The sequence below is a fragment of the Syntrophus buswellii genome (genome assembly GCF_046097065.1).
GTDB lineage: Bacteria > Desulfobacterota > Syntrophia > Syntrophales > Syntrophaceae > Syntrophus > Syntrophus buswellii.
Map to the genome: position 1 here is coordinate 678,163 of NZ_CP175563.1, position 25,488 is coordinate 703,650.

General features: G+C 55.8%; 22 protein-coding genes. 20 read left to right on the plus strand and 2 right to left on the minus strand.

Features of this window, described 5'->3' with window-relative positions; genetic code table 11:
- Positions 1 to 17 precede the first annotated feature (17 nt).
- Together ACJ77P_RS03105 and eno are read right to left on the minus strand one after the other, a co-directional pair.
- On the minus strand, positions 18 to 365 hold the full coding sequence (locus tag ACJ77P_RS03105; protein WP_367360986.1) for a hypothetical protein: 348 nt from the start codon (positions 363 to 365) through the stop codon (positions 18 to 20).
- 475 nt (positions 366 to 840) lie between these two features.
- Entirely contained in the window at positions 841 to 2,127 is a 1,287-nt protein-coding gene (gene eno, locus ACJ77P_RS03110; RefSeq protein WP_367360985.1) for a phosphopyruvate hydratase, read from the minus strand.
- Positions 2,128 to 2,342: 215 nt separating this feature from the next.
- Between eno and ruvX the strand changes: the two genes are divergently transcribed.
- The 20 genes from ruvX to ACJ77P_RS03210 all read left to right on the plus strand — a co-directional run bounded on the left by ruvX (position 2,343) and on the right by ACJ77P_RS03210 (position 25,483).
- The gene (gene ruvX, locus ACJ77P_RS03115; RefSeq protein WP_367360984.1) at positions 2,343 to 2,795 is read left to right on the plus strand and encodes a Holliday junction resolvase RuvX; all 453 of its coding nucleotides are present in this window, start codon (positions 2,343 to 2,345) and stop codon (positions 2,793 to 2,795) included.
- Complete coding sequence (gene mltG, locus ACJ77P_RS03120; protein WP_367360983.1) at positions 2,792 to 3,814, plus strand: endolytic transglycosylase MltG; 1,023 nt, start codon at positions 2,792 to 2,794, stop codon at positions 3,812 to 3,814. The genes ruvX and mltG overlap by 4 nt, the downstream gene beginning before the upstream one ends.
- Before the next feature lie 83 nt (positions 3,815 to 3,897).
- Positions 3,898 to 4,344 carry a division/cell wall cluster transcriptional repressor MraZ gene (gene mraZ, locus ACJ77P_RS03125; RefSeq protein WP_367360982.1) on the plus strand — a complete coding sequence of 149 codons (447 nt, stop codon included), beginning with the start codon at positions 3,898 to 3,900 and terminating at the stop codon, positions 4,342 to 4,344.
- A 2-nt stretch (positions 4,345 to 4,346) separates the two neighbouring features.
- The gene (gene rsmH, locus ACJ77P_RS03130; protein WP_367360981.1) at positions 4,347 to 5,294 is read left to right on the plus strand and encodes a 16S rRNA (cytosine(1402)-N(4))-methyltransferase RsmH; all 948 of its coding nucleotides are present in this window, start codon (positions 4,347 to 4,349) and stop codon (positions 5,292 to 5,294) included.
- Positions 5,295 to 5,297: 3 nt separating this feature from the next.
- On the plus strand, positions 5,298 to 5,645 hold the full coding sequence (locus ACJ77P_RS03135; RefSeq protein ID WP_367360980.1) for a cell division protein FtsL: 348 nt from the start codon (positions 5,298 to 5,300) through the stop codon (positions 5,643 to 5,645).
- The gene (locus ACJ77P_RS03140) at positions 5,642 to 7,639 is read left to right on the plus strand and encodes a penicillin-binding protein (RefSeq protein WP_367360979.1); all 1,998 of its coding nucleotides are present in this window, start codon (positions 5,642 to 5,644) and stop codon (positions 7,637 to 7,639) included. The genes ACJ77P_RS03135 and ACJ77P_RS03140 overlap by 4 nt, the downstream gene beginning before the upstream one ends.
- A gap of 18 nt (positions 7,640 to 7,657) precedes the next feature.
- Positions 7,658 to 9,214 carry a UDP-N-acetylmuramoyl-L-alanyl-D-glutamate--2,6-diaminopimelate ligase gene (locus ACJ77P_RS03145; protein ID WP_367360978.1) on the plus strand — a complete coding sequence of 519 codons (1,557 nt, stop codon included), beginning with the start codon at positions 7,658 to 7,660 and terminating at the stop codon, positions 9,212 to 9,214.
- Positions 9,215 to 9,400: 186 nt separating this feature from the next.
- Entirely contained in the window at positions 9,401 to 10,828 is a 1,428-nt protein-coding gene (gene murF / locus ACJ77P_RS03150; protein ID WP_367360977.1) for a UDP-N-acetylmuramoyl-tripeptide--D-alanyl-D-alanine ligase, read from the plus strand.
- Positions 10,829 to 10,842: 14 nt separating this feature from the next.
- The gene (gene mraY, locus ACJ77P_RS03155; RefSeq protein WP_367360976.1) at positions 10,843 to 11,922 is read left to right on the plus strand and encodes a phospho-N-acetylmuramoyl-pentapeptide-transferase; all 1,080 of its coding nucleotides are present in this window, start codon (positions 10,843 to 10,845) and stop codon (positions 11,920 to 11,922) included.
- Positions 11,923 to 11,932: 10 nt separating this feature from the next.
- On the plus strand, positions 11,933 to 13,285 hold the full coding sequence (gene murD, locus ACJ77P_RS03160) for a UDP-N-acetylmuramoyl-L-alanine--D-glutamate ligase (RefSeq protein ID WP_408998954.1): 1,353 nt from the start codon (positions 11,933 to 11,935) through the stop codon (positions 13,283 to 13,285).
- A complete protein-coding gene (gene ftsW / locus ACJ77P_RS03165; RefSeq protein WP_408998955.1) occupies positions 13,282 to 14,457 on the plus strand; it encodes a putative lipid II flippase FtsW in 1,176 nt (391 codons plus the stop codon). The genes murD and ftsW overlap by 4 nt, the downstream gene beginning before the upstream one ends.
- Positions 14,454 to 15,539, plus strand: coding sequence for an undecaprenyldiphospho-muramoylpentapeptide beta-N-acetylglucosaminyltransferase (gene murG, locus ACJ77P_RS03170; protein WP_408998956.1), 1,086 nt, complete (start codon positions 14,454 to 14,456; stop codon positions 15,537 to 15,539). Before ftsW ends, murG begins: the two co-directional genes overlap by 4 nt.
- A 138-nt stretch (positions 15,540 to 15,677) precedes the next feature.
- Positions 15,678 to 17,069 carry a UDP-N-acetylmuramate--L-alanine ligase gene (gene murC / locus ACJ77P_RS03175; protein WP_408998957.1) on the plus strand — a complete coding sequence of 464 codons (1,392 nt, stop codon included), beginning with the start codon at positions 15,678 to 15,680 and terminating at the stop codon, positions 17,067 to 17,069.
- The gene (gene murB, locus ACJ77P_RS03180; protein ID WP_367360971.1) at positions 17,059 to 17,985 is read left to right on the plus strand and encodes a UDP-N-acetylmuramate dehydrogenase; all 927 of its coding nucleotides are present in this window, start codon (positions 17,059 to 17,061) and stop codon (positions 17,983 to 17,985) included. The genes murC and murB overlap by 11 nt, the downstream gene beginning before the upstream one ends.
- Positions 17,982 to 18,827, plus strand: a complete 846-nt coding sequence (locus tag ACJ77P_RS03185; RefSeq protein ID WP_367360970.1) for a cell division protein FtsQ/DivIB — start codon at positions 17,982 to 17,984, stop codon at positions 18,825 to 18,827. The genes murB and ACJ77P_RS03185 overlap by 4 nt, the downstream gene beginning before the upstream one ends.
- A 55-nt stretch (positions 18,828 to 18,882) precedes the next feature.
- On the plus strand, positions 18,883 to 20,109 hold the full coding sequence (gene ftsA, locus ACJ77P_RS03190) for a cell division protein FtsA (protein WP_408998958.1): 1,227 nt from the start codon (positions 18,883 to 18,885) through the stop codon (positions 20,107 to 20,109).
- 9 nt (positions 20,110 to 20,118) lie between these two features.
- On the plus strand, positions 20,119 to 21,273 hold the full coding sequence (gene ftsZ, locus ACJ77P_RS03195; protein WP_408998959.1) for a cell division protein FtsZ: 1,155 nt from the start codon (positions 20,119 to 20,121) through the stop codon (positions 21,271 to 21,273).
- Between the two features lie 162 nt (positions 21,274 to 21,435).
- The gene (locus ACJ77P_RS03200) at positions 21,436 to 23,127 is read left to right on the plus strand and encodes a radical SAM protein (RefSeq protein ID WP_367360967.1); all 1,692 of its coding nucleotides are present in this window, start codon (positions 21,436 to 21,438) and stop codon (positions 23,125 to 23,127) included.
- Positions 23,128 to 23,443: 316 nt separating this feature from the next.
- A complete protein-coding gene (locus ACJ77P_RS03205) occupies positions 23,444 to 23,908 on the plus strand; it encodes a chemotaxis protein CheW (protein WP_408998960.1) in 465 nt (154 codons plus the stop codon).
- 6 nt (positions 23,909 to 23,914) lie between these two features.
- On the plus strand, positions 23,915 to 25,483 hold the full coding sequence (locus ACJ77P_RS03210; protein WP_367360965.1) for a CheR family methyltransferase: 1,569 nt from the start codon (positions 23,915 to 23,917) through the stop codon (positions 25,481 to 25,483).
- Positions 25,484 to 25,488: the final 5 nt, after the last annotated feature.

Genomic DNA, 25,488 nt, shown 5'->3' on the forward strand with positions numbered 1-25,488 from the left:
GGCTCCTTCTGCTGGAATCATTTGCCAGGCAGGATGAGCCCTGATTCCTGCTGACGCTGATACTCTCTGACCTCGGATAGCATTTGTTTCAGCGCCTGCTCCATGGCCTGCGGGAATTTATCCATGGCTTCGCTCAGGGATTTTGCCTCAATAGGGCCCTGAAGAGGCAGGGGGCCCTGTGGAGACATGACCTGGGCCTGACCGATGAAGAGGGCCGCTCTGGAAGAATCCTCCGAGCCGTCCGGTTTTACGGGGATGAGCACGCGGATCGAACCGACCTGCATATCCGTGAAGGAGTCTTCCCGGTAGAGGTTGTTCTGATTGAATTCAATTTTATTCAGCGGTACTTGAGTAAATTTATCCACAAAATTCCCTTTCCTCAGATGATTTTCGCATTGCCTTCAGCGTCCTGTGGATGTTATCCGCCTGCGCATCACGTTCAATGGATGATAAGAAAGGTTAACCCTAAAGGAAACTCTGCAGCCCGTCAAGATATTTTCAATCCCTGGCGGAAGGCGGCGCTCCAACCTCACTCCACCTTCCCCGAGTCTGGCCTGCGAACGTTCGCCCCCCGGAGTCCTTTCCCGATCTTCTTCTTCCCTGATCCTGGGAAACCTGGACCTGTTGACGATGACGCTGAATGAAATGCGGTTAGGGAATGCCCTGCCGCTTCGGGGCATTTTCGGTGCACTCAGAGAAGCGAAGGTGCGGTCGCAGGCTCCGGCGACGGTAATGAAAAAGACGAACCCTGAACTGGAAGCATCCCGAATTCAGGGTTCAATAAATGCCCGACGTTGCCGCATGCGTATACGATTCACCCGTTCTGTGCGGAAAGGCACCTTACCTGATGGAATAAAAAGTGGCCTTCCCGCGGTAAACGGCGTAGCTTCCCAGTTCCTCTTCGATGCGCAGCAGTTGATTGTACTTGGCCAGACGCTCGCTGCGGGACAGGGAGCCGCTCTTGATCTGGCCGCAGTTCGTTGCGACGGCGACATCCGCCATGAAACTGTCTTCCGTTTCTCCGGAACGATGGGAGACGATGTTCGTATAGCCGGCTTCTTTGGCTGTCTGAATCGTTTCCAGGGTTTCCGTCAAGGAGCCGATCTGATTCAGCTTGATCAGGATGGAGTTGGCAATGCCCCTGGAAATGCCCATCTCGAGACGTTTCCTGTTGGTAACGAAGAGGTCGTCTCCGACAATCTGTATCCGGGACCCCAGGGCCTCTGTGAGAGATTTCCAGCCCTCCCAGTCGTCTTCAGCCAGGCCGTCTTCCAGGGAGATGATCGGGTAGCGGTTTACCAGGTCTTCATAGAAGCGGATCATCTCCTCTGCGGTTTTTTCCGGGTTTTTCTCCGCGGCCAGCAGATATTTCCCGTCTTTATAGAAGGAACTGGCAGCGGCATCCAGGGCGATGAAGATGTCTTTCCCCGGCTCATAGCCCGCCAGGACGATCGCTTCAATGATCACGGCGAGGGCTTCCTCATTGGATTTCAGGTTGGGGGCGAATCCCCCCTCGTCTCCAACAGCCGTGTTGTATCCCTTGCCTTTCAGGACGGTCTTGAGCCTGTGGAAAACTTCCGCACTCATGCGCAGGCCTTCGCGGAACGTCGGCGCTCCTGCGGGCATGATCATAAACTCCTGGATGTCGACATTGTTGTCGGCATGCTGACCCCCATTGATGATGTTCATCATGGGAACGGGAATGTCCTTGGCCTGGACGCCGCCGAGGTATCGGTAAAGGGGAAGCTCCGTGGCCGCCGCCGCCGCCTTGGCGCACGCCAGTGATACGCTCAGGATGGCATTGGCGCCGAGGGACCCTTTGTTTTCCGTACCATCCAGGGCAACCATTGCATAATCGATTTCCCTTTGATTGAGGCAATCCCTCCCGACGATTTCCGGGGCGATCTTTTCAATGACGTTTTGGATCGCCTGTGTGACGCCTTTTCCCAGATAACGCCTGGAATCCCCGTCCCTTAATTCCAGCATTTCATGTTCTCCCGTCGACGCACCGGAGGGGACCGATGCGCGGCCGGTTATTCCTGAAAGCAGGGAAACCTCTGCTTCAACGGTGGGATTTCCTCTCGAATCCAGTATCTCTCTTGCGTGAATCGCTACGATTTCAGTCATGTGCATCCTCCTGAATGGTGAAGCCGATAAAGGTTAAACGTCACTCTAAACCATAACCACGTAGTTTTCAAGACCGATGAAGCCTTTAATCCCGGAAACAACCGGGAAATGATCACGATTCAAGCGTGTTGAACGCACAGGAACTGTTTTTTTCTGTTGCAAAGGGAGGAGGGTATTGTTAAGCAGTCCCCTTAAAAAAAGGAGTCTGTCCTGATATGCGCATCCTGGGCCTTGATTATGGGGAGAAGCGGATCGGCGTCGCCCTCTGCGATGAACTTGGATTGACGGCCCAGTCTCTGACAACGATCCTCCACAAATCCTGGCGAAGGGATGTGGAGTCCGTTGCCGCTCTTGTCACGACATATGGAGTGGAGACAATCGTCATCGGTTATCCCCTTCGGCTTGATGGAACGGAGGGGATCCAGTGCGAAAAGGTTGCACGCTTTGCCCACCGTCTGGAGGCCTCCCTGGGCATCCCGGTCGTGTTATGGGATGAAACCCTGACGACGAAGGAGGCGGAAGAAATCCTTTTCCGGTCCGGGGTTCCCCCTAAAAAGCGAAAAGCCGTGGTTGACAGCCTGGCGGCTAGCCTGATCCTCCAGTCTTACCTGGACGCCTTTTCAAAAGAAAAAAGATCACCGGATACCGAAGTTGAAAAGGGCTCATGAAAAGAAAAAAAAGAAGTAAGAAAAACGTCCTGCTGACGCGGCTCCTGCTGATCGTGGCTTATTTGACGGCGGGCTGGTTTCTCCTTTATATCGACCGGCCGGTAGACCCGGTTCTTCCAGTGAAAAAGGTGAGAATTCTTCCGGGAACAGGATTTTTCGAGGTGGTGGACAAGCTGCAGAAGGAGGGGCTGGTTCGCAACACCCCCTTTTTCTGCGTCCTGGTTCTGACGAAGGGTGCCGCAAGACATCTGAGATCGGGAGAATATACCTTCTCCGGGAAGATGACCCCGCTGGCCATTGTAAACAAACTTTCACGAGGTGAAACCGATGTCTGCAGAATTACCGTTCCCGAGGATATGAATTTGAGGGAGCTGGCCGCCCATTTGGCCAGGCTGCATCTTGTTGATGAAAAAAAATTTCTGTCCCTGGCAACGGACCGGACGTTTTTGCGGAGCCTGGGGATTGAAGAAGGCAGTGCCGAGGGTTACCTCTATCCGGATACCTATTTTTTCGACGACGTCATCACCCCGGAACAGCTGATTCGCCGCATGGTGGAACAATTCTGGAGCGTCATCGATCCCGGAATGATCGATAAGGCCGGAGCGATGGGGCTGACCTTGAACGAATTTGTCACGCTGGCTTCTCTGATCGGCAAGGAAACGGGCCATCGTGCGGAAAAACCTCTCATCGCAGCGGTTTTTTTCAACAGATTGAAAATAGGCATGCGTCTTCAAAGCGATCCCACAGCCGTTTACCACATGGCGCCTTTCGAAGGAAAAATCACGCGTCGTCATTTGTCGATGCCAACCTCCCACAATACCTACCGCATAGAAGGTCTTCCACCGGGTCCCATCGCGAATCCGGGCAAGGACTCTTTCCTGGCTGTGCTGAATCCCGCCAGGGTGGAGTATCTTTATTTCGTGTCCAAGGGCAACGGATCCCACCAGTTTTCCAAGACTCTGAAAGAACACAATGATGCTATTCTAAGATACCGACTTGCAAAGGAAAAAGACGCGTGATTTTTCCTTGACAAACAGGAATCCCCTCTTTATATTTGCAGCCTAGTGGAGTAAAGTGGTTTAAAGTGGATGTGAGGGGTGGGATGGCTGGCTTTCGGGGAGAATATTCCCATACCATTGATGACAAGGGGCGTATCATTTTTCCGGCTAAATTCCGTGAGGTTCTGGCTGCTTACTATGACAATCGCCTGATCATTGCGAAATGGGACGGTTATCTCATGGTTTTTCCTGAAAAGGAGTGGTCGCTTCTCGAAGACAAAATCCGGCAGGCCCCCCTGCTCGACAAAAGAAGCCGGTCTTTTCAGCGTTTTTTCATGGCGGGCGCCGTCAGCTGCACCATCGACAACCAGGGGCGGGTCCTGATTCCCCCAAGCCTTCGCGCCTATGCAAGCCTGGAAAAAGAGATCGTCCTTGCCGGCATGCTGCGGGTTATCGAAATCTGGAATCGGGACCTCTATGAGAAGGATTGTCAGGATACATCGGGGAATCTCGATGGTTTCGGGGATTACATGACGGAACTCGGGCTCTGAGAATGCCGGCCGAGGGGGATTCCTATCATGAGCCTGTGCTTCTTGAAGAAGCCGTTGCTTCACTGAATTGCCATAGCGGCGGTATTTACGTTGACGGAACGGTTGGCGGGGGAGGGCACGCCGCGCTCATCCTGGAACGATCGGCCCCCGCTGGATTTCTTCTCGGGATGGATGTCGACGGCCAGGCCCTGGAGGCCGCAGGGAAACGCCTGGAGGCCTTTGGCCGGCGAAAGCGGCTTGTCAAGGCGAACTATGCCGATATTCGAGCCGTGCTTGCAGGCGAAAAGATCTCTGAAGTCGACGGTATTTTACTGGATCTTGGGGTTTCTTCCCATCAGTTGGACACAGCGGAAAGGGGGTTCAGCTTCCTTCATGAGGCGCCTCTTGACATGCGCATGGACCCGCAATCCGGTCGAAGCGCCTATGATGTTCTTCATTCCTGTTCCGAAAGGGAATTGAAGGACATCATAAGACGGTACGGAGAAGAAATCATGGCAGGTCGGATAGCCCGGGCGATTGCAGCGAAACGGAAAGACGCCCCGATTCGGACAACGACGGAATTGGCCGCCATCGTCGCCGGCGCATTGCCCGGGTCTGCCCGGCACAGGAAAATTCATCCCGCGACGCGCACCTTCCAGGCACTCAGGATTTACGTTAACAATGAACTTTCCAACCTTCACAGGGCCATCCACGAGGGGATCGACTGCCTGAAGCCGGGGGGGCGGTTTTCCATCATTTCCTTTCACTCCCTGGAAGACGGCATGGTCAAAACCCGGTTCCGCTCTCTGGAGAAGGGGTGCATCTGTCCGCCCGACATTCCCTTTTGCGTCTGTGGACAACGTCCCCGGTTGACCGTTTTGAACAGAAAGCCCATCACGCCGTCCTCAAGCGAGGTGGATGCCAATCCCCGATCACGAAGTGCGAGACTGCGAACTGCGGAAAGGATTTAGCCCTTGACGATCGACGATTCGCCGGACATGCCGCCTCCCGAGGAGTCGCCGGAGCAGAGCAAATCAACGGGGGTGAAGTATACGCACCTGATCATCGCGGCCTTCGTTCTGATGGGCGTAGCCCTGGTGTATGTCTGGTCGCACGTTCGAATGACGGAGCTGGATTATAAAATTGCCGAGGAGATGAATCGCAGGGGGCAGCTCCTGGAAGAACAGCGCCAGTTGAAAGTTGATATTGCAACGCTCAAGGCGCCGGGTCGCATTGAAGCGATTGTGAAAGAGAAACTGCAGATGACCTACCCTGAGAGGGAACAGATCATCCATCTTGGAGGAAGCGGGGCTAAGCGATGAACACGGAATCCGTCAAATGGCTGAGGTTTCGGCTGGTGACGCTGCTGGTCTTTTTTGTCGTTTTGTTCGTTGCCCTTTTTTCCAGGGCCATTCATCTGCAGATTATGTCCAGCAAGGCCTTGAAGGAGCTTGCACAGAGGCAGCATACCAAGACCCTCCAACTGCCGCCGGAACGGGGGATCATTTTTGACCGGAATGGTGAAAAACTTGCGGCGAGTCTGCAGGTCGATTCGGTCTGTGCGGATCCTTCGAAAATGGCCCGCCCCGTCGATGCGGCCGTCAGAATAGCCTCCATTCTCGACATTGACCGGCAGGAAGTGATGAAAAAGCTTCTTCACTCGAAAAGATTCTGCTGGATTGCCCGCAGAATCCCTTCCGAGATTGCCAGGAAGGTGGAGGATGCGGGCATCGAGGGAATTTTTCTCGTCAAGGAGCCCAAAAGATTTTATCCCAACGGAGAACTGGCCAGCCAGCTGGTCGGTTTGGTAGGTTACGATTCGGTCGGGCTGGAGGGGCTGGAAATCAAATACGATCAATACCTGAAGGGCACACCGGAAAAGCTTGTCTGGACGCGGGATGCAAAAGGCAACGTGCTTTTCCCCAGGGTGGAAAAGGCTTCGATTTCGTCTGACGAAAGCTTGAGCCTCGTTCTCACCATAGACAGCCGCATTCAGCACCTTGTGGAATCTCAGCTCAAAGCCGCTGTCCGGGACAAAGGAGCCAAGGGGGGGCTGGCGATTGTGATGGATCCCAAGACGGGAGAAATCCTGGCGCTGGCCAATTCTCCGGGCTTCGATCCCAATGCGCTGAGGACCGTCTCTTCGGAAAACAAAAAGAACAGAGCGGTTACAGACTGCTTTGACCCCGGATCAACCTTCAAACCCTTCCTGGTTGCTGCCGCCCTCGAAGAGGGGGCCGTCCGGGAAAGCGACCGCTTCTACTGTGAAAATGGGGCCTATGCCATCGGCAACCGGGTAATTCACGAAGCCAAGCGGAAGCGCCACGCCATGCTTTCCGTTCATGATATTCTTAAATATTCGAGCAATATCGGATCGGTCAAGATTGCGGAAAAGCTGGGAAAGGAAAAATTTTACGACTATATCCGCAGCTTCGGTTTCGGGGCGAGGACAGGGATCGATCTTCCAGGGGAGATTCCGGGACTGCTCCGCCCCGTCGGCGACTGGACGAGGGTGGACGCGGCAACGGTCGCTTTTGGGCAGGGAATTTCGGTCACCGCCATTCAGCTTATCACCGCGCTGTCCACGATCGCCAATCAGGGAACCATGATGAAACCCTATGTCGTTCGGGCTCTTGTGGACAAAAAGGGTCAGATTGTAAGCAGCTACTCGCCCACGGCAGTTCGGCGGGTCATATCGCCGAATACGGCGAGGCATCTCACGGCCATCATGACCGATATCGTGGGGCAGGAGGACGGAACAGGGAAGAACGCCCGGATAGAGAGCGTCTCCGTTGCCGGAAAGACCGGGACCTCGCAGAAATATGATCATGCACGGAATGCTTATTCATCCGAACGGGTGAAAACGTCGTTCATGGGATTTTTCCCTGCTGAGGACCCCCAGGTTGCGATCCTGGTTATTCTCGATGAACCGCAAAAAGACCGCTGGGGTGGCGTTGCCGCCGCTCCGGTTTTCAAGGCGATTGGAGAACAGATCCTGACATGCTTTAAACCTCACATTCGTCCCAATCCAACTCCGGAGCTGGACCAGGAAGAAGGCGGAAACATGAAGCTGAAGCTGGTTTCTTCTTCCGGTGATCTTTCACCCGGCGTGGCGCCGGCGAACATGCTGACCGATGAAGCCCTGATGCCCAATTTCCTCGGCCTCAGTATCCGGGATGTCCTCAGAAAAGCGAAACAGCGTGGCATTGAAGTCAAAATCGCAGGCAACGGCTGGGCGACGCAGCAGCATCCCGCGCCTGGAACTCCGATGACACGGACCGCCTCCTGCTCCGTGATCTTCAGTCACGGGAATTGAAAAAAAGGGCTGCCGAAAATGAATCTTTCCGCCTTATTGAATGGACTCGACATTATGGGAATGACCGGCCCCGCGGACAGCGCGATGGACGTGACGTCCCTGTGCTACAATTCACGGCAGTGTTCGTCGAATTCACTCTTTGTGGCGATATCAGGTCTTAAATCCGACGGCCATGACTATATCGACGATGCGATAGGCCACGGCGCCAAGGTCGTCGTTTGCGAGAGAGAAGTTACAACGCCCCCGGACATCACGAAGATTTGTGTGGAAAACGGGAGGAAAGCCCTGGGGCGTCTGGCGAGAACGTTCTACGGCGATCCTTCATCATCGCTGGTTGCGGTCGGCGTGGTGGGAACGAACGGCAAAACCACCATCACCTATATCCTTGAATCGATTTTTGCGGCGGCGGGATTCCGCTGCGGCGTTCTGGGCACCGTCAATTACCGTTATCCCGGAATCAGGATGGCCGCCCCCAACACGACGCCTGAATCCATGGACCTGCAGCGGATTTTGAGGGATATGGCGGAAAGCGGCGTGACCCATCTGGTTGCCGAGGTATCTTCCCATGCCATTGACCTCCGGCGCGTCGACGATTGCCGTTTTGATCTTGGAATTTTTACCAATCTCACCCAGGACCATCTGGACTACCACAAGACCATGGAAAATTATTACCAGGCGAAGAAGCGTTTCTTTTCGGAAGTGCTTCCCGGGGGGCGGAAGCTTCGCCGACATTCCATGGTGGTGAATGTCGATGATCCCTGGGGGAAGCGTCTCGTCCGGGAAACCGGGGCGGGGAACAGGCCTCTTACCTTTGGAATCGAAGAGAATGCCGATGTACGCCCCTCTTGCTTTGATCTTTCCCTCGACGGAATCAAAGCGGTCATCGAGGTAGGTCCCGCGAGTTTCGAAATGGCCTCTCCCCTGATCGGCAAATTTAATCTGTCGAATGTTCTGGCCGCTGTTTCCGCCGCCATTGCCCTGCGGATCCCCACGGAGGCCATTTGCCGGGGAATCGAAACGATGACGGCGGTGCCCGGACGGCTCGAAAAGGTGAGCGGATTGGCCCAGCCCCGGGTGTTCGTCGATTATGCCCACACGGATGATGCGCTTCGGCGGGTGCTTGAGAGCCTCTGCCCCTTCAAACAAGGACGGATGATCACGGTCTTTGGATGCGGCGGCGACCGCGACCGGGGAAAGAGGCCCCTCATGGGGAAAGTGGCGACAAATTACAGCGACCTGACGATCCTGACTTCCGATAATCCAAGATCGGAAGACCCGCTGGCCATCATTGGGGATATCGAGGTGGGCATCAATCGTCAGTCCATTCCCAAGGGATCTCCGGAGCAATGGCCATTGGAGCCGGCCGGCAGGGGATATGTCGTGATCCCCGATCGGCGGCAGGCCATTGAGGCGGCGATCCGGTCGGCCCGGCCTTCAGATATCGTTTTGATTGCCGGTAAAGGGCATGAAGATTACCAGATTATTGGAACAAATCGTCTCCATTTCGATGACAGGGAGACTGCGAAAGAAATCCTGGAGAGTTCACCTTCAAGCACAAAGATCGATCATGAATGACGCCGGTTTGGTGCGGGTCCGCTCTGTTCGGAATTCCTCTGCTCGCCTGAGAGCTCACAATAATTCCTGATAACCTGAAGCTGAACGATCCTTTGCCGAAGAAGAGAATCTGGTACAGCGGAATGGTTCTTTCTCCTGCGTTTAAGACGGACAGGACAATTCCATACAGGATGGGGAGGTCTTCCTTTGAATCAGAAATTCGGGCCGGAATTCCCGGCTGACGAGGTAGTCACGGCGACGGGAGGAAAGCTTCTGCAGGGCGAGGCGGCTTGCCGTCTCCGCGGTGTGTCAACCGATAGCCGGCAGCTTGTTCAGGGCAATCTCTATATTCCCTTGAAGGGGGATCGTTTCGACGGCCATGATTTCCTGGGGGAGGCCATTGCGAGAGGCGCCGGCGGGCTTCTGATGGATGCCCATCATGCCGGTATGCTGGAGACGGTTTCAAAAATTCCCGGAAGCTGCCCGGTCATTGTCGTGGAGGATACCTTAAGGGCCCTGGGCGATCTGGCCCGCTTCTGGCGGAGACGATCCGGCCAGCCCGTCATAGCCATAACGGGCAGTTCCGGAAAGACAACGACCAAGGAAATGACCGCCGCCGTCCTCGAGCAGACGTTTTCCGTACTGAAAACGGAGGGGAACCTCAACAACCTGATCGGGTTGCCTCTCACCCTGCTCCGCCTGGAACGAAGCCACGACCTGGCCATTGTGGAGCTGGGAACCAATGCCCGGGGTGAAATCAAGCGGTTGACAGAAATAGCGGAACCTGATATCGGGCTCGTTACCAATATCGGCCCCGCCCATCTGGAAGGCTTGAAGACGCTCGAGAACATCCGTGAGGAGAAGGGCGATCTCTATGGCACCATGTCCAGATCCGGTGTGGCCGTATTTAATGCAGATGATGAGGCCATGGCGCCATTGAGGCGTTTGTGGACGGGAAGAACAGTGACCTACGGGGTGATCTCCCAGGCCGATTTGACTGCTTCGGATATTGCGAAAGAGGGCGTAGCGGGGCAGTCTTTCCGTTTGAACTGTGGTCCGGATTCGGTTTCCGTCCGGCTTTCTGCTTCCGGTATGCACAACATATACAATGCCTTGGCTGCAGCCGCGTTGTCCAGGGCTTCTGGGCTCGGCATCGATAAAATTTCTCAAGGTCTCCGGAATTTCCGTCCTGTAACCGCTCGCTTCGAAATCCACTGCCTGCCGAATGGCGCGTTTCTCGTTGATGACACCTACAATGCCAACCCGGCATCCGTTCGCGAAGCCTTGAAAACCATCCAGACTCTGAAGGGGAGCTCACGCAGCGTGGCAATCCTGGGCGACATGCTGGAGCTGGGGCCGTCTGCGGAGCAGCTTCACGAAGCCGTCGGGCTCGAAGCCGCTGCCACGGATGTTGGGAGGCTGTATCTTAAAGGGCCCCTTTCCCGGTCGACGGCGGCCGGCGCCGCCAAAGGCGGCTTGCCGGGGGAAAGGATCCGTTCTTTTGAGAACGCCGACGAAATCGTTGATCCCATCCTCTCCTTCGTGGAACAGGGGGACTGGATTCTGGTCAAGGGGTCACGGAGGATGAAAATGGAAGAGATCGTCAAGAAAATCCTTGACCGAACATCGGCCTGAACGGGGAAGACAGGATGCTTTATCATCTTCTTTATCCGCTGCACGAGACCTATTCCTATCTCAATGTCTTCCGATACATCACCTTTCGGACGATTTATGCCACCATTACCGCCCTGGTCATCTGCTTTATCCTGGGACCATGGCTGATCCGGAAGCTGCAGGCGTTGAAGATGGGGCAGGTCATCCGGAATGACGGTCCCGAGGCGCATCTGGCCAAGGAGGGGACGCCGACGATGGGCGGGATCCTGATCATCTTTGCCGTTGTGGCTTCGACCCTTCTGTGGGCCAATCTTACGATCGATTACGTCTGGCTCGTGCTCATGGTGACCCTGGGTTACGGACTGATCGGCTTCGCCGACGATTACCGGAAACTGACACGTCACAATTCCAAGGGGGTGCCCGGTAACGTGCGGCTTGCCTTCGAAGTGGCCATCGCCCTCCTGGTCAGCATTGTCCTGTACGCCAAGCCGGGATTCAGCTCCATCGTCGCCATTCCGTTCTTTAAAACGGCCCTGCCGGATCTGGGGTGGGGTTATGTACTTCTTTCGACCTTCATCATCGTCGGGGCCGCAAATGCCGTGAATCTGACGGACGGGCTGGATGGCCTGGCCATTGGGCCGGCGATTACCTGCTTCATGACCTATCTGCTCTTCGCCTATTTTGCGGGGAATTACAAAATCGCCTCCTACCTGCAGATTCCCGGTGTGGCCGGCGTCGGAGAACTGAGCATTTTCTGCGGGGCTATCGTGGGAGCCGGGATCGGATTCCTCTGGTACAATACCTACCCGGCCCAGGTGTTCATGGGAGATACCGGGTCTCTTTCCCTTGGGGGAGCGCTGGGCTGTCTGGCCGTCGCGACCAAGCAGGAGATCCTGCTGGCCATCGTGGGCGGCGTTTTCGTCCTGGAAACCTTCTCCGTCATCTTCCAGGTCGGGTGGTTCAAACTCTCGCACGGGAAGCGCATCTTCCGGATGGCTCCGATTCATCATCATTTCGAGTTGAAGGGGTGGGCTGAACCGAAAGTGATCGTCCGCTTCTGGATCATCTCCATCCTGCTGGCTCTGCTGGCCATCAGTACCTTAAAGCTTCGCTAGGGTGTCATTTATGGATCTGTCGGGACAGAAAACTCTCATCATCGGCTGGGGGAAGACGGGCATCGCTTCCGCACGATTTCTGGCTGCGCGGGGCGTCCGGATCGCCGTTACCGATGCAAAAGACCTCTCCCTGGAAAAGGATGTGCTTCCCCAGCTTGGGCAGGATCTCCGCGCGAGCGTGGAGTGGGGCCGCTACGACACTTCGGCGCTGTCTTCCGTGGACATGGTGGTGCCGTCACCCGGCGTTCCGCCCCTTCACCCCCTGCTGAAGGAAGCCCTGGAGAGAGGCATCCCCGTTGTGAGTGAACTGGAACTGGCCAGCCGATATCTCCGGACACCCATGATCGCCATTACCGGGACCAACGGAAAAACAACCACCACGACCCTGATCGGGGAAATCCTGGCAAAGAGCGGACGGAAAGTCTTTGTCGGCGGGAACATCGGAAATCCCCTGGCCAATTACGTGGCGGGACCGCAGGATGCTGACTATGCGGTTGTCGAGGTCAGCAGCTTCCAGCTTCAGTGGGTTGAGGCGTTTCACGCTTTTGCGGCCCTGCTTCTGAATACGACCTGCGATCATGTCGATTACCACGGGTCCTTCGAGGCGTACAGGGCCGTCAAGGAACGGATCTTCAATAATCAGGGGAAGGGGGATCTGGCCGTCCTCAATGCCGACGAACCGCGTTCGGCCGTCTTGGCGGAATCCCTTCCGTCGCGGGTCCGTTTTTTCAGCTCGTCACAGAGCGTTGATGTCGGTCTGTACCGGGAAGGGGAGCAGCTGATTTACCGCAACGGCCAGGGTGGGCGGGAGAGCTACCCCTTGAACATCATCCGTCTGCCGGGGGCTCACAATATCGAGAATGTCATGGCCGCCATCCTGGCATGCCGCGCCTGCGGATGCACCCGGGAAGAGGTCATCCAGGCGGTGGCGAATTTTTCAGGAATTGCCCACAGGATAGAATTCACCCGGGAGATCGGGGGCGTAAAATTTTATGACGATTCCAAGGGCACCAATGTCGGAGCCGTCAAAAGGGCCATCGAAAGCTTCTCGGAACCCCTTGTCCTTCTCATGGGAGGCCGGGACAAAGACGGGGATTTCGAATCCCTGAGCGACCTCCTGCCGAACCGGGTCAAGGTCCTGGTGCTCTTTGGCGAGGCGAGGGAAAAGATCCGGGAGCGGATCGGTGAAATCGTTCCCACCCTCATGGCGCCGACCCTGAAAGAGGCCATTGCGGCCGCCCGCGGACAGGCCGGCGCCGGGGATGTCGTTCTGCTCTCTCCGGGATGTGCGAGCTTCGATGAATTCAACAACTATAAGGCTCGTGGCGAATTTTTTCAGGAGGAAGTGAGGGCCCTGGCATGATCGGATTTTTAAAGAAAATATCGCTGCCGGAACTGCCGATTTCCGAATTTCCCGAAGGGGACAAAAGGCCGGATCTCGTTCTCCTGCTGGCGGTGCTGATTCTCGTGAGCATCGGGACGGTCATGATTTACAGCTCCAGTTCGATCATGGCCGCGGCGAGTCAGGCCCACCATCATGACGGGTGGTATTTTCTGAAAAAGCAGGTCGTTTTTGTTGTCCTCGGCTTCGGAATCATGCTTCTGATGGCGAAGATTCCCTATTACTATCTAAAAAAGGCGGCTTATCCAGGGATCCTGGTCAGCATTGTCCTCCTTTCGCTGGTTCTCATCCCCCACCTGGGCATCCGTGCCGGCGGCGCGACAAGATGGCTCAGAATGGGTTTTTTTTCTTTCCAGGTTTCCGAGCTGGTTAAAATCTGCATGATTCTCTTTCTTGCCCATTTCCTGAACCGCAAGATTGATTACAGGAAGAACTTCAGCCGCGGGGTGGCGGTGCCGCTGAGCGTCACGGCGGTCATCATGCTGCTGATCATTCTGGAGCCGGATTTCGGCACCTGCGCCATCATGTCGGTCATTCTGCTGCTCATGTTCTATATGGCCGGTGCCAGGCTGGTTCATCTCGGCGCTTTGCTGGCGGGTCTCATTCCCGTGGGGATCTGGTTTCTGGTCCACGAAAGCTACCGGATCAAGCGGCTGACGGCCTTCCTTGATCCCTGGCAGGATCCCCAGCGGTCGGGTTTCCAGGTCATTCAGTCCCTGATATCCTTTGGTTCCGGGGGCGCCTTCGGTGTGGGAGTCGGTGACAGCATGCAGAAGCTTTTCTATCTTCCTGAGCCTCATACGGACTTCATCCTTTCCATTATTGCCGAAGAAGCGGGGTTTGTCGGAGTTTTTGTGGTCATCGCCCTGTTTGTCGTGCTCATCGTCCGGGGATTCCTCATCGCGTTCAAGGCCCCGGATCTCTTCGGAACCCTGGTTGCCGCGGGGTTAACCATGCTTCTTGCCCTCGAAGCCGTCATCAACATTGCCGGGGTGATGGGATTGATTCCCCTCAAGGGCCTGGCCCTTCCCTTTCTCAGCTACGGAGGGACGTCCCTGGTGATGAGTCTGGCCGCGATAGGCATTCTTCTGAATATTTCAACCTTTTCAGAGAAAAAGGGTGAATCGCAATGACGGTCCGGGTACTCATAGCCGGGGGCGGCACCGGAGGCCATCTTTTCCCCGGTGTAGCCATTGCGGAGGAATGGCTGCGCCGCAGTGAGGAAAACAGGATCCTGTTTGTCGGCACGAACCGGGGCATCGAGCAGAAAGTCCTCAAGAAAATGGGTTTTCCCTTGGAATTGCTGAACGTGGAAGGCATCAAGGGCCGGGGACTGATCCGGTCGACCCTGGCCCTTTTAAAGCTTCCGGGAAGTTTCCTCCAGTCGGTGCGGATCATCCGCTCCTTCCGGCCGGACATCGTGATCGGAGTCGGAGGCTATGCCTCGGGTCCGGCTGTCGCTGCGGCCCGCCTCATGGGGATTCGCACAGCCATTGCCGAGCAGAATTCCATTCCCGGTCTGACCAATCGGATTCTCGGCTGTTTTGTGGATCGCGTCTTTCTCAGCTTTGCCGACGGGGGAAAATGGTTCCCCGCGAAAAAGACAAGGGTTTCGGGAAATCCGATCCGGGCCGCCTTTTTCACCGGTAAGCCGGTGGTTGAAAAAGTGACGGATCAATTTTCCCTGCTGATATTCGGCGGCAGCCAGGGGGCGCATGCCATCAATTCAGCGGTTTTGGATGCCCTGCCTTTTCTGAAGCCTCTTCAGGGGGTCCTTTCCATTGTCCATCAGACGGGGGAGCGGGATTGCGAGAGCATGTCGGCCGCTTATGCCGCCGGGGGTTTCAATGCCCGGGTTGTCCCCTTCATCCAGGACATGGCTTCCGCTTACGAGTCCGCGGACCTTTTGATCTGCAGGGCAGGTGCGACCTCCATCGCCGAAATCACCGCCATGGGGAAAGGGGCGATCCTCATCCCCTTTCCCTATGCCATCGGGGACCATCAGACTGAAAATGCCAAGGTTCTGCTCAAGGCGGGGGCGGCCGTCATGGTTCCGGAGAAAGAGCTCGACGGCCGCCGGCTGGTGGATGAAATTAAAAATTTATATGATCATCCTTCCCGGTTAAAAGAGATTGCGGCAAATGCGGCGAATATGGGAAATATTTACGCCGCTTCGGACATTGTTGATACTTGCCTGGCCATGATCAAGAAATAACAAAGTTTTTTTTCGGTGGACATTATACAACATATAGTATATATGATCAAAAATTTACACTACATAAAGGGATTTTAGCCCTTACAGCAAAGGGGAATACCGTTGAACGCCATGAGGCTCTACAGAGTAACAGATGTCATGCGCAAAAAGGTACGTCGCATTCATTTCGTCGGGATCGGCGGTATCGGGATGAGTGGAATTGCCGAGGTCCTGTTGAATCTGGGCTATGCCGTCAGCGGATCGGACCTGAAAACTTCGGACACCACCGAACATCTTGTTGCGCTTGGCGCTGCGGTGTTTCAGGGGCATCAGGCCGCTAACCTGGGCGATACCGATGTGGTGGTGACCTCAACGGCGGTCCGGCGGGACAATCCCGAGGTGCTGGAGGCGCATCGAAGGGCGATTCCCGTCATACCCAGGGCGGAAATGCTGGCGGAGCTGCTGAAGATGAAAGTGTCCATCGCCGTATCGGGGAGTCACGGCAAGACGACGACCACCTCGATGATCGCGACGGTGATGGCCACAGGCGGGCTGGATCCAACCATGGTGATCGGCGGAAAGCTGGGCAGCATCGGGAGTAATGCCCGGATGGGCCACGGGGACTTCATCGTGGCCGAGGCGGATGAAAGCGACGGCTCTTTCCTGAAACTGTCTCCGTCTCTGGCCGTCATTACCAATATCGACCGGGAACATCTCGATTATTACCGGGACATCGAGGACATCAAGACCGCCTTTCTCCAGTTCGCCAATATCGTTCCCTTTTACGGATCCGTCGTTCTTTGTCAGGACGATCCCAACGTCAAAGCCATCCTTCCGGACATCAAGCGGAAGACGCTCACATACGGCCTGGAGCCGACTGCGGACTACCGGGCGGAGGATATCCGCTTTAACGGGGGAACGACGGAGTACAAGCTCTATTGCCGAACGGAATGTCTGGGAAATGTGGAGCTTTCCGTCCCGGGTCTCTTTAACGTTTATAATTCCCTGGCCACGGTTGCGGTGGCAAGGGAACTGGAGATGACCATGGCGGCCATCCGGGAGGGGTTGAAAAGTTATGTCGGCGTGGGCCGAAGACTGGAGATCAAGGGAAAAGAAGCCGGAGTCACCGTTGTGGATGACTATGGCCATCACCCCACGGAAATCAGCGCGACGCTCGCGGCGGCGAGACAGGTATGGAAGGACAGGATGATCGTGGTGTTTCAACCCCACCGTTACACGCGGACCCAGGCCCTTTTCCGCGAATTTCTGGGAGCCTTTACTGAGGCGGATCTTCTGATCGTGACGGACATCTATCCCGCCAGCGAGGATCCCATTGAAGGGGTGACGGCGGCTGCTCTTTGTGACGGCATCCGCTCCTTCACCCAGCGCGAAGTGCTCTACATGCCTGGTTTTGAAGAAATCACGAATTATCTGCTGTCCATCGTTCAGCCGGAGGATCTGGTCATCACCCAGGGCGCGGGAAGCGTCAATTCCGTGGGGATGTCCCTGTTGAACCGACTGAAGGAGGTTAAAAAATCCCGTGCCGCTTGACGCCTCTTTCAAAGAGCAGTTGACATCCTGTGTTTCGGGCCCCGTCCTCTTTGATGAACCCCTGGGCCGTTATACGTCCATGGGAGTGGGGGGGCCTGCGGACGTCCTGGTCTTCCCTCAGAATCGGCAGGAGCTGGCTCATCTGCTTTCCCTCCTTCGGAAAAGCCGGGTGCCTTTTCTGGCCCTGGGCAACGGGACCAATCTGCTTGTCCGGGATGGAGGGTACCGTGGGGTTGCTGTCTCTCTGCAGGGGCTCAAACAACTGTCCTGGGTGCCAGGTGCCGAAGGGAAGGTGCGGGTCCGGGCCGAAGCGGGGGTCGCCCTTGCGGCGATCGTGCGTCTCTGCCAGCGGGAATCCCTGACCGGCATGGAGCTCTGCGCCGGCATCCCCGGTAGTGTCGGTGGGGCGGTTCGAATGAATGCCGGGGCCTATGGGATCGAAATGAAGGACGTGGTGGCGGAGATTGCCGTTCTGAATGAGCACCAGGAGCTGGAGACCCTGTCCCGGCGGGATCTCTCCTTTGAGTACCGTCGCCTGGTTCTTCCTGATGCCGCTGTGATCGTCAGTGCCGAGTTCGTTCTGTCTCCGGGCAACCGGGAAGAGATCGCGGCGAAGATTGAGGAAATCCTTTCCCTGCGAAAAAGAAAGCATCCGCTGAACCTGCGCAATGCGGGTTCCATCTTTAAAAATCCTCGAAGTATGCCTGCCGGGCGGCTGATTGAGGAAGCCGGACTGAAGGGGACACGCCGGGGAGATGCCATGGTTTCTGAACTGCACGGCAACTTTATCGTCAATCTGGGGCATGCCCGGACTGCCGAAATTATGGATCTGATGGAAGAGGTCAGGATTCGGGTAAGAGACTGCCGGGACGTCCATCTGGAAGCCGAGGTCCAGATTGTCGGAGAGGATGGATGAAGAGGGCTTTCAGAAGAAAGCTGGAAGCAAGAAAGTATCGGTTGAAACGTCGCGGCAGAACCATCTTCCTGGACATGACCCGGTCGATTCTGCTGGTCTGTGCGGTGATGGTCATCGGCGTTCTGCTGATCTTCGTTTACAACTTCACCATCAGCGCACCCTGTTTCCATATACGGGAAACAGTCGTTCGCGGGTGCCGGGAAGTCACGGAAAAGGAAGTGCTTCGTCTCAGTTCGGTAACGTCTTCACAGAGTCTGCTGGCGTTGAATGAAGAAGCCATTTTGCGGCGGATCACAGCGAATCCCTGGATAAAGACGGCCACGATCGGCCGAGAGCTGCCGGACCGCCTCGTGCTTCAGATTGTTGAGCGTTCCGCCGTCGCCGTGATTCGACAGGATGCCAATCTTTATCTGATGGACCGGGAAGGCGTTATCTTCAAGAAGCTGGGAAAGAACGATGAAATCGATCTTCCTGTGCTGACGGGTCTCTACATTCAGGGCAAATTGAACGAGTCGCTGCTGAAGAGCGCACTGCGCCTGTTAGGCGATCTTGCGGTTTCCAAATCGTATCCAACCCTTGAGCGGATATCGGAGATTCAAGGCAATGAGGTTCTGGGGCTTTCGGTTTTTACCGACAACGGACTGTGCCTTGTCCTCGGGTTTGACGGCTATGGTGACAAATTGCAGCGCCTGTCTCCGATTCTCGAGGATCTGGAACGGCGTCCCCTTGGTGGAGGGTTCTTCCGGATCGATTTGAGAAATCCCCTGAAAGTGACTGTTTCCAGGAGAAATATCCCCGCTCCCGCAGGGACTGCAAATCTGCGGAAGGAATACAAGCTGTAGCGCAATCGGAAGATCGGATCGGCATCACATCTATCAAGAAAGGTGGACGGAATACATGGGTATGCAGGGAAATGTCATCGTCGGATTGGATATAGGCACGACAAAGACCTGTGCCATTGTCGGAGAAATAACAGATACGGGAATTGATATTATCGGCATTGGTTCGCATCCCTCGGACGGATTGAGAAAAGGGGTCGTGGTCAATATCGACAGCACGGTAGAGGCTGTCAAAAAGGCGGTTGAAGAGGCTGAGCGCATGTCCGGGTGTGAAATCGGATCCGTTTTCACGGGAATCGCCGGCGGGCATATCAAGGCGCAAAACAGCCTCGGCATTGTAGCCGTCAAGGGGCGGGAGGTCGGAAACGATGATTTGGAGCGGGCCATCGAAGCGGCCAAGGCGATCGCCATCCCCTTGGACAGGCAGATTCTCCATACCCTTGCCCAGAGCTATGTTGTGGATGAACAGGACGGGATCAGGGACCCTGTGGGCATGTCCGGGGTCAGGCTGGAGGCCAAGGTCCATGTGGTGACCGGTTCAGGGACCTCCATACAGAATATTGAGAAATCCGTCACCCGTGTCGGCCTGGACATCAACGACATCGTCCTCGAGCATCTGGCGGCCAGCCAGGCCGTTCTCAGCGATGATGAGCGGGATCTGGGAGTGGCTCTGCTGGACATCGGAGGGGGCACGACGAACATCGCCGTTTTTGGTGAGGGGAGTATCCGCCACACGGCGGTGATTTCCGTCGGTGGAAACTATGTGACCAGCGATATTGCCACGGGCCTCAGGACGCCCCTCAATGAGGCGGAAAAGATAAAAATCGACTTCGGCTGCGCCTATCCGCCTATGATTTCCAAGGAGGACACCATTGAGGTTCCCAGCGTGGGGGGAAGAGAGCCCCGTTCCGTATCGCGGCAGATTCTGGGACGGATCATTGAAGCGCGTGCCGAAGAAATTTTGACCATGGCGTATAAAGAGATCGTTCGTTCCGGCTATGAAGATGTTCTGGCCGCGGGCGTCGTGCTGACCGGTGGGACATCCCTCCTGGACGGCATTACGGAGCTGGCGGAGCAGATTTTCAATATGCCGGTCCGGAGAGGGTATCCCAAGGGCATCGGGGGGTTGACCGATGTGGTGAACAGCCCCATGCATGCAACGGGGGTCGGCCTTGTCCTGTACGGCAGCAAGAATCTATCCAAGATCGTTGTGAGGAAAGGCGATAAAGGGAATGCGGGGGACGCATTCGCCAGATTCAAAAAATGGTTATTAGAATTCTTCTAGGGGGGAATCATGTTTGAATTGTCAGAATCATCAAATTTCAGTTCGGCAAAGATCAAGGTCGTTGGTATCGGTGGTGGTGGTGGAAACGCAATTAATACCATGATTCGCTCCAACCTTCAGGGGGTTGATTTTATCGTAGCCAACACAGATGCGCAGGCCCTTGGGCAATCGCTCGCATCCGTGAAAATTCAGCTGGGCGAGGAGGTCACCCGGGGTCTTGGGGCCGGTTCGAATCCGGATGTGGGGAAAAGGGCCGCCATGGAGACTCGGGACCTGGTCCGTCAGCACATTGAAGGGGCGGACATGGTTTTTGTAACCGCCGGCCAGGGCGGTGGCACGGGGACAGGGGGAGCTCCCGTCGTGGCTGAAATTGCCAAGGAGCTGGGGGCCCTGACGGTAGCCGTCGTGACGAAGCCCTTTCAGTTCGAGGGCAAGAAGCGCAACAGCCAGGCGGATGAAGGCATTGATGACTTGAGAAGGATTGTCGATACCCTCATCGTGGTTCCCAACCAGCGGCTCCTGAGCCTGGGTGGAAGAAACCTCTCCCTTCTTGAGACGTTCAAAAAAGCGGATGATATCCTGTATCAGGCCGTCAAAGGGATTTCCGACCTGATCACGATTCCCGGGCTGATCAACCTGGATTTTGCCGATGTGAAAAGCGTCATGTCGGAAATGGGGCTTGCCCTGATGGGCACCGGTTCAGCCAGCGGGGAAAACCGTGCAGTGGAAGCCGCGCAGAGGGCCATTTCGTCGCCGCTTCTGGAAGACAATACGATCCAGGGGGCGCGGGGTGTGCTGCTGAACATTACCGGCGGTCCGGACATGACCCTCTTTGAAATCAATGAGGCCTCCTCGCTGATTCAGGCGGAGGCGCATGATGAGGCCAATATCATTTTTGGTACGGTTGTCGATGAATCCATGGGCGATGAGATACGGATTACCGTCATCGCCACCGGCTTCGAGGATGTTGGAAAGAAGCGCCAGGGCCTGGCCAATCTGGCTTCCCTGGGAGCGAACCGCAATCGCGACATTGCCGTCCCGGCGTTCATGCGCAAGAGCGCTTCCGGTAACAGCGATATGAACGTCATCCGGATGGGGCTGATTGACGATACGGAGGATCCCGACCTGGAAATTCCAACATTCCTGCGGCGCCAGGCGGATTGATCCCGGGTTGCATCTCACAAGACCGGCAAGGCGATCCGGACGCAGCCAGGGCTTTGACAGGGGGCTACCCGGAAGCCGATTGCGGGATTCAGAGCCATTGACCGCACACATGCCGGGAAGGAGAAATCGCCGCAGCGGGAATCATGCGGATCTGGTATTGCCATGTCCTGGAAGCAGCACAAGAGGGATCAACAGCTTTTAGCGCAGGAGAAAGGATACTGCCGGAAGGCCTGGGGAGACAAGTTGACGGTCTGTCTCGCCTACCCGAATGCTTACCGCATCGGAATGGCAAATCTCGGCTACCAGGCGGTCTACAGCCTTCTGAACGATCTGCCTTTCTGTCTTTGCGAGAGGGTCTTTTTCTCTCCACCGGGAGAAGGCGATGCACCCCGGGGGAAGAGTCCGGTTAGCCTGGAATCCCAGAAACCCCTGAAAGAATTTGATATTATCGCCTTTTCCATCCCCTTTGAAAACGATTATCCCCATGTGCTCGCCCTGCTCGCGGGGGCTGGAATTTCACTTCAGGCCTCGCTGCGCAAAGATTTCGAGCCGCTGGTCATGGCCGGGGGAATTGCTGTAACCCTCAATCCCGAGCCTTTGAGTTCGTTCATTGATCTTTTCCTCATAGGGGAAGCGGAAGAGGCGCTTCCTGAATTGGCCGCTCTGTACCGGGAAGCCTTGATTCAGGGTCCGGATCGCCGGGAGCTCCTTTTTGACGTACAGCGGCGTGTGCCGGGCGTTTATGTCCCTCAGCTTTATTCCGTTTCTTATCGGCCCGATGGGACGCTGGAGGATGTTCAGCCCGTTGATTCCTCACTGCCCCGGAAAATCCGGAGACGATGGGAAAAGGACCTCTCCGCGTTTCGAACCGATCAGGTCATTTCAACACCGGGTTCAGAATTCGGCGATCTCTTCCTGGCGGAGGTAAGCCGCGGCTGTGCACGGGGATGCCGCTTCTGTGCCGCCGGGTTCGTGTACCGGCCCGTCCGCTTTCGGCGAAAGGAGGCCCTTGAACCCTCTTTCGTTCGGGGTATTTCCGAAGGAAAGAGAATCGGTCTGCTGGGCACGGCGGTTTCCGACCATCCCCAACTGGCCGATCTGTGCCGCTGCGTTCTGGAAGGGGGAGGCACTTTTGCCCTCAGTTCGCTGCGCATGGATCGAGTATCTGCGGAAATGGCCGGTCTGCTCCGGGAATCGGGGGTGGAGACCGTGGCGCTGGCACCGGAGGCGGGAACACAGCGCCTGCGGGATGTCCTGAACAAGGGAATTTCCGAGGATCATATCTTTTCTGCCCTGGAGCACCTGGTTCAACAGGGTATCCGGCAAATACGCCTGTACTTCATGGTCGGGTTGCCGACGGAAACCGAGGCGGACATCGAAGGTCTCATTCGTCTTACGCGGAAAATCCGCCACCAGGCCCTCCAGCTTTCAAAGGGGAAAAAACCCTTCAGGCGGATCACCTTGAGCGTCAATCAGTTCATTCCCAAGCCTTTCACCCCTTTCCAGTGGCATCCCCTGGAGGAGGTGAAGGACGTTAAAAAAAAACTTCGAAGAATCAAAAAGGCCCTTCACAATGAGGGGCCCGTGCAGGTTTTTCACGATCTCCCCAAATGGAATTACATTCAGACGCTGCTCTCCCTGGGGGATCGCCGGGTCGGCCAAATCCTCGCAGAGGTTCATCAACTGGAGGGCAACTGGTCCCAGGCACTGAAAAAAGTTCCTCTCAATCCGGATTTTTATGTCTACCGCCCCAAGGGCCTCTCGGAATTCCTCCCCTGGGATTTCATCGATCACGGGATCGACAAGGCTGTTCTGATTCGTGAATATCGGAAGGCATTATCGGAATATCCCTGAAATCTGCAGAAAATCCCCGTGAGCGTCCGCGCCGCCCCGCCTGCCCTTTTTCTTTCAACGATTTCGTGACAAAACCGGTTCTCTCGTTTATAAAGGTGTTGAAAATTTTGAGAAAGAAGGTGGCTCCACCTCGGAGGCCGCGCCCGTGCAGACCGCAGGGCGCACAGGAGGCGCTGTCGGAGCGCTGTTCTTGCAGCCCGGACAGAGACCCATCCCGAAACCTGGGAAAAATCTCTTCAGGATGGAATCTGAATGCTTCAATATTCAAGAAAAACATGATAGTAAACGCAGTGTCCGCTTTTTTATGAATGAGAGCTTGAAACATTTTCCCTGCCGGCTTCTGGTGTTTCGCGTCGAGAATCGGAACTATGCCCTCGACATATCCTTTGTGCAGAGGGTGGTTCCCATGGTCGAAATAACGACGCTGCCGGGATCGCCTTCGGTTGTTGCCGGGGTCGTCAACATACGGGGCGGGATCGTCCCGGTCGTTTCCCTTCGCCTGTGCTGCGGTCTTCCGGAGCGAGGCCTGAAATTGAGTGATCGTCTGATTGTTCTGCAGCTTGAGCGACGGATGGCAGCCCTTTGGGTGGATGACGTTCTTGGATTGCAGGAATGCAATGAAGGGCAGTGGACCGCTGCGAAGGAGATTACACGTTCGCTGAAGTCCGTCGAGGGCATTGTCAAAAACGGTGAGGAACTCCTGATCTTTCAGAATCCGGAAAGCTATCTCTCCCCGAAGGATCATGATCTTCTGGATTTGGAACTGCTGCAATTCTCATAGAGGGGCATGGACCGGTTGATTTCTGATGAACAATGGCGGCAGTTGACCCAGTGGATCACCCTCCAGATGGGGCTGCACTTTCCGCAGGATCGTCTGCCGGACCTGAAGCGGCGCCTGTTGTCGGCTGCGGGGGAATTCTCTTTTGGCTCCATCGAGCCGTTCGTCTCCTGGCTGCTTTCCACAAAGCTGACGCGGCGGCAGGTTGAGATGCTGGCCGGCTATCTGACGATTGGAGAAACCTATTTTTTCCGGGAAATGATCAGCCTGGAGGCGTTGGAAAAATATATTCTTCCGGAGTTGATCGCTTCCCGCCGGCGCATGAAATATCTGAGGATCTGGAGCGCCGGCTGTGCAACGGGTGAAGAGCCTTACACGCTCGCCATCCTGCTGCAACGCCTTATTCCGGACATTGAAAAATGGCGGATCACCCTGCTGGCTACGGATATCAATGCGCGTTTCCTGGAAAGAGCCGCCCAGGGAATTTACCGGGAATGGTCGTTCCGCGGTAGTTTCCAATGGCTCAAGGATCAGTATTTTACCAGGACGATGGACGGCAGCTACCGGATTTCAGACAAGATCAGGGAGATGGTCACCTTCAATTATCTTAACCTGGCTTCGGATCCTTATCCTTCGCTCTTCAACAACACGAACGCCATGGACATCATCTTCTGCAGGAATGTCCTGATGTATATGGAGCCCGCGCTGGCGAAAAGGATCATCCAACGGTTCCACCGGGCGCTCATTGATGGCGGCTGGGCCATTCCCAGTGTCACGGAAGGCTTTCATCTGCTCTCGACTTCATTTGTTTCGGTCACCTTTCCCGGGGTGATTCTCTACCAGAAGGAGGAGAATCGGGGAGGAGAACTGGCGCTCTATTCCCCCTGGAATGCCCCTGAAGAGGGAATGGCGGCCAACGGCCCGTCCGGTTCCTTGAGCGAGCCGTCCGTTCCGCCGGGGGATGCGACTGTTTCCGCTGCATTGTGGAGTGCGGATCCGCTCTTGGAACGGAATGCGCCCCTTCCTCCTGAACTTCCGGTCGGGGAAACGGCTGCCGAGGAAGCAGAGGAATGCCCCTGTGAAAAGGCCCTGCACCTTTTCCGGGAGGGAAGCCACCGGGAATGCGAAGACATCCTGAAGGCCTTTCTTGAGCAGAATCCGGAACATTTCCAGGGGTATGCACTGATGGCCAGGCTTTATGCGGATTCGGGGAATCTCCAGGAAGCCCGAACGGCGTGTGAAAAAGCACTTTCAATTCATAAGCTTGATCCGGGCTGTCACTATCTCCGGGCTGTTATTCTCATTGAGCAGAAGGCCTTTGATGAAGCGGAGAAGGCCCTTCGTTGCGCCCTTTATCTGAAGCCGGATTTTGTTCTGGCCCATTTTACCCTGGGTAGCCTTGCCCGGCAAAGAGGGCGGATCACCCTCTCGTCGAAGCATTTTGAACATGCCCTTTTGATGCTGCAGAACTATCAGCCGGAGGATATCATCCCGGAATCCGATGGGGTGACGGCCGGGAGGTTACGAGACATTATCGTGATGGCGGAGATGCAGAGTTTCTTCCCACCGGGAGGATGATCTTT

Coding starts and splice junctions, on each gene's coding strand:
- ACJ77P_RS03210 (WP_367360965.1), top strand. CDS start 23,915: ATGGACCGGTTGATTTCTGATGAACAATGGCGGCAGTTGACCCAGTGG.
- eno (WP_367360985.1), bottom strand. CDS start 2,127: ATGACTGAAATCGTAGCGATTCACGCAAGAGAGATACTGGATTCGAGA.
- ftsA (WP_408998958.1), top strand. CDS start 18,883: ATGGGTATGCAGGGAAATGTCATCGTCGGATTGGATATAGGCACGACA.
- mraY (WP_367360976.1), top strand. CDS start 10,843: ATGCTTTATCATCTTCTTTATCCGCTGCACGAGACCTATTCCTATCTC.
- ftsZ (WP_408998959.1), top strand. CDS start 20,119: ATGTTTGAATTGTCAGAATCATCAAATTTCAGTTCGGCAAAGATCAAG.
- mltG (WP_367360983.1), top strand. CDS start 2,792: ATGAAAAGAAAAAAAAGAAGTAAGAAAAACGTCCTGCTGACGCGGCTC.
- mraZ (WP_367360982.1), top strand. CDS start 3,898: ATGGCTGGCTTTCGGGGAGAATATTCCCATACCATTGATGACAAGGGG.
- ACJ77P_RS03185 (WP_367360970.1), top strand. CDS start 17,982: ATGAAGAGGGCTTTCAGAAGAAAGCTGGAAGCAAGAAAGTATCGGTTG.
- murC (WP_408998957.1), top strand. CDS start 15,678: ATGCGCAAAAAGGTACGTCGCATTCATTTCGTCGGGATCGGCGGTATC.
- ftsW (WP_408998955.1), top strand. CDS start 13,282: ATGATCGGATTTTTAAAGAAAATATCGCTGCCGGAACTGCCGATTTCC.
- ACJ77P_RS03145 (WP_367360978.1), top strand. CDS start 7,658: ATGAATCTTTCCGCCTTATTGAATGGACTCGACATTATGGGAATGACC.
- murG (WP_408998956.1), top strand. CDS start 14,454: ATGACGGTCCGGGTACTCATAGCCGGGGGCGGCACCGGAGGCCATCTT.
- ACJ77P_RS03140 (WP_367360979.1), top strand. CDS start 5,642: ATGAACACGGAATCCGTCAAATGGCTGAGGTTTCGGCTGGTGACGCTG.
- murD (WP_408998954.1), top strand. CDS start 11,933: ATGGATCTGTCGGGACAGAAAACTCTCATCATCGGCTGGGGGAAGACG.
- ruvX (WP_367360984.1), top strand. CDS start 2,343: ATGCGCATCCTGGGCCTTGATTATGGGGAGAAGCGGATCGGCGTCGCC.
- rsmH (WP_367360981.1), top strand. CDS start 4,347: ATGCCGGCCGAGGGGGATTCCTATCATGAGCCTGTGCTTCTTGAAGAA.
- ACJ77P_RS03200 (WP_367360967.1), top strand. CDS start 21,436: ATGTCCTGGAAGCAGCACAAGAGGGATCAACAGCTTTTAGCGCAGGAG.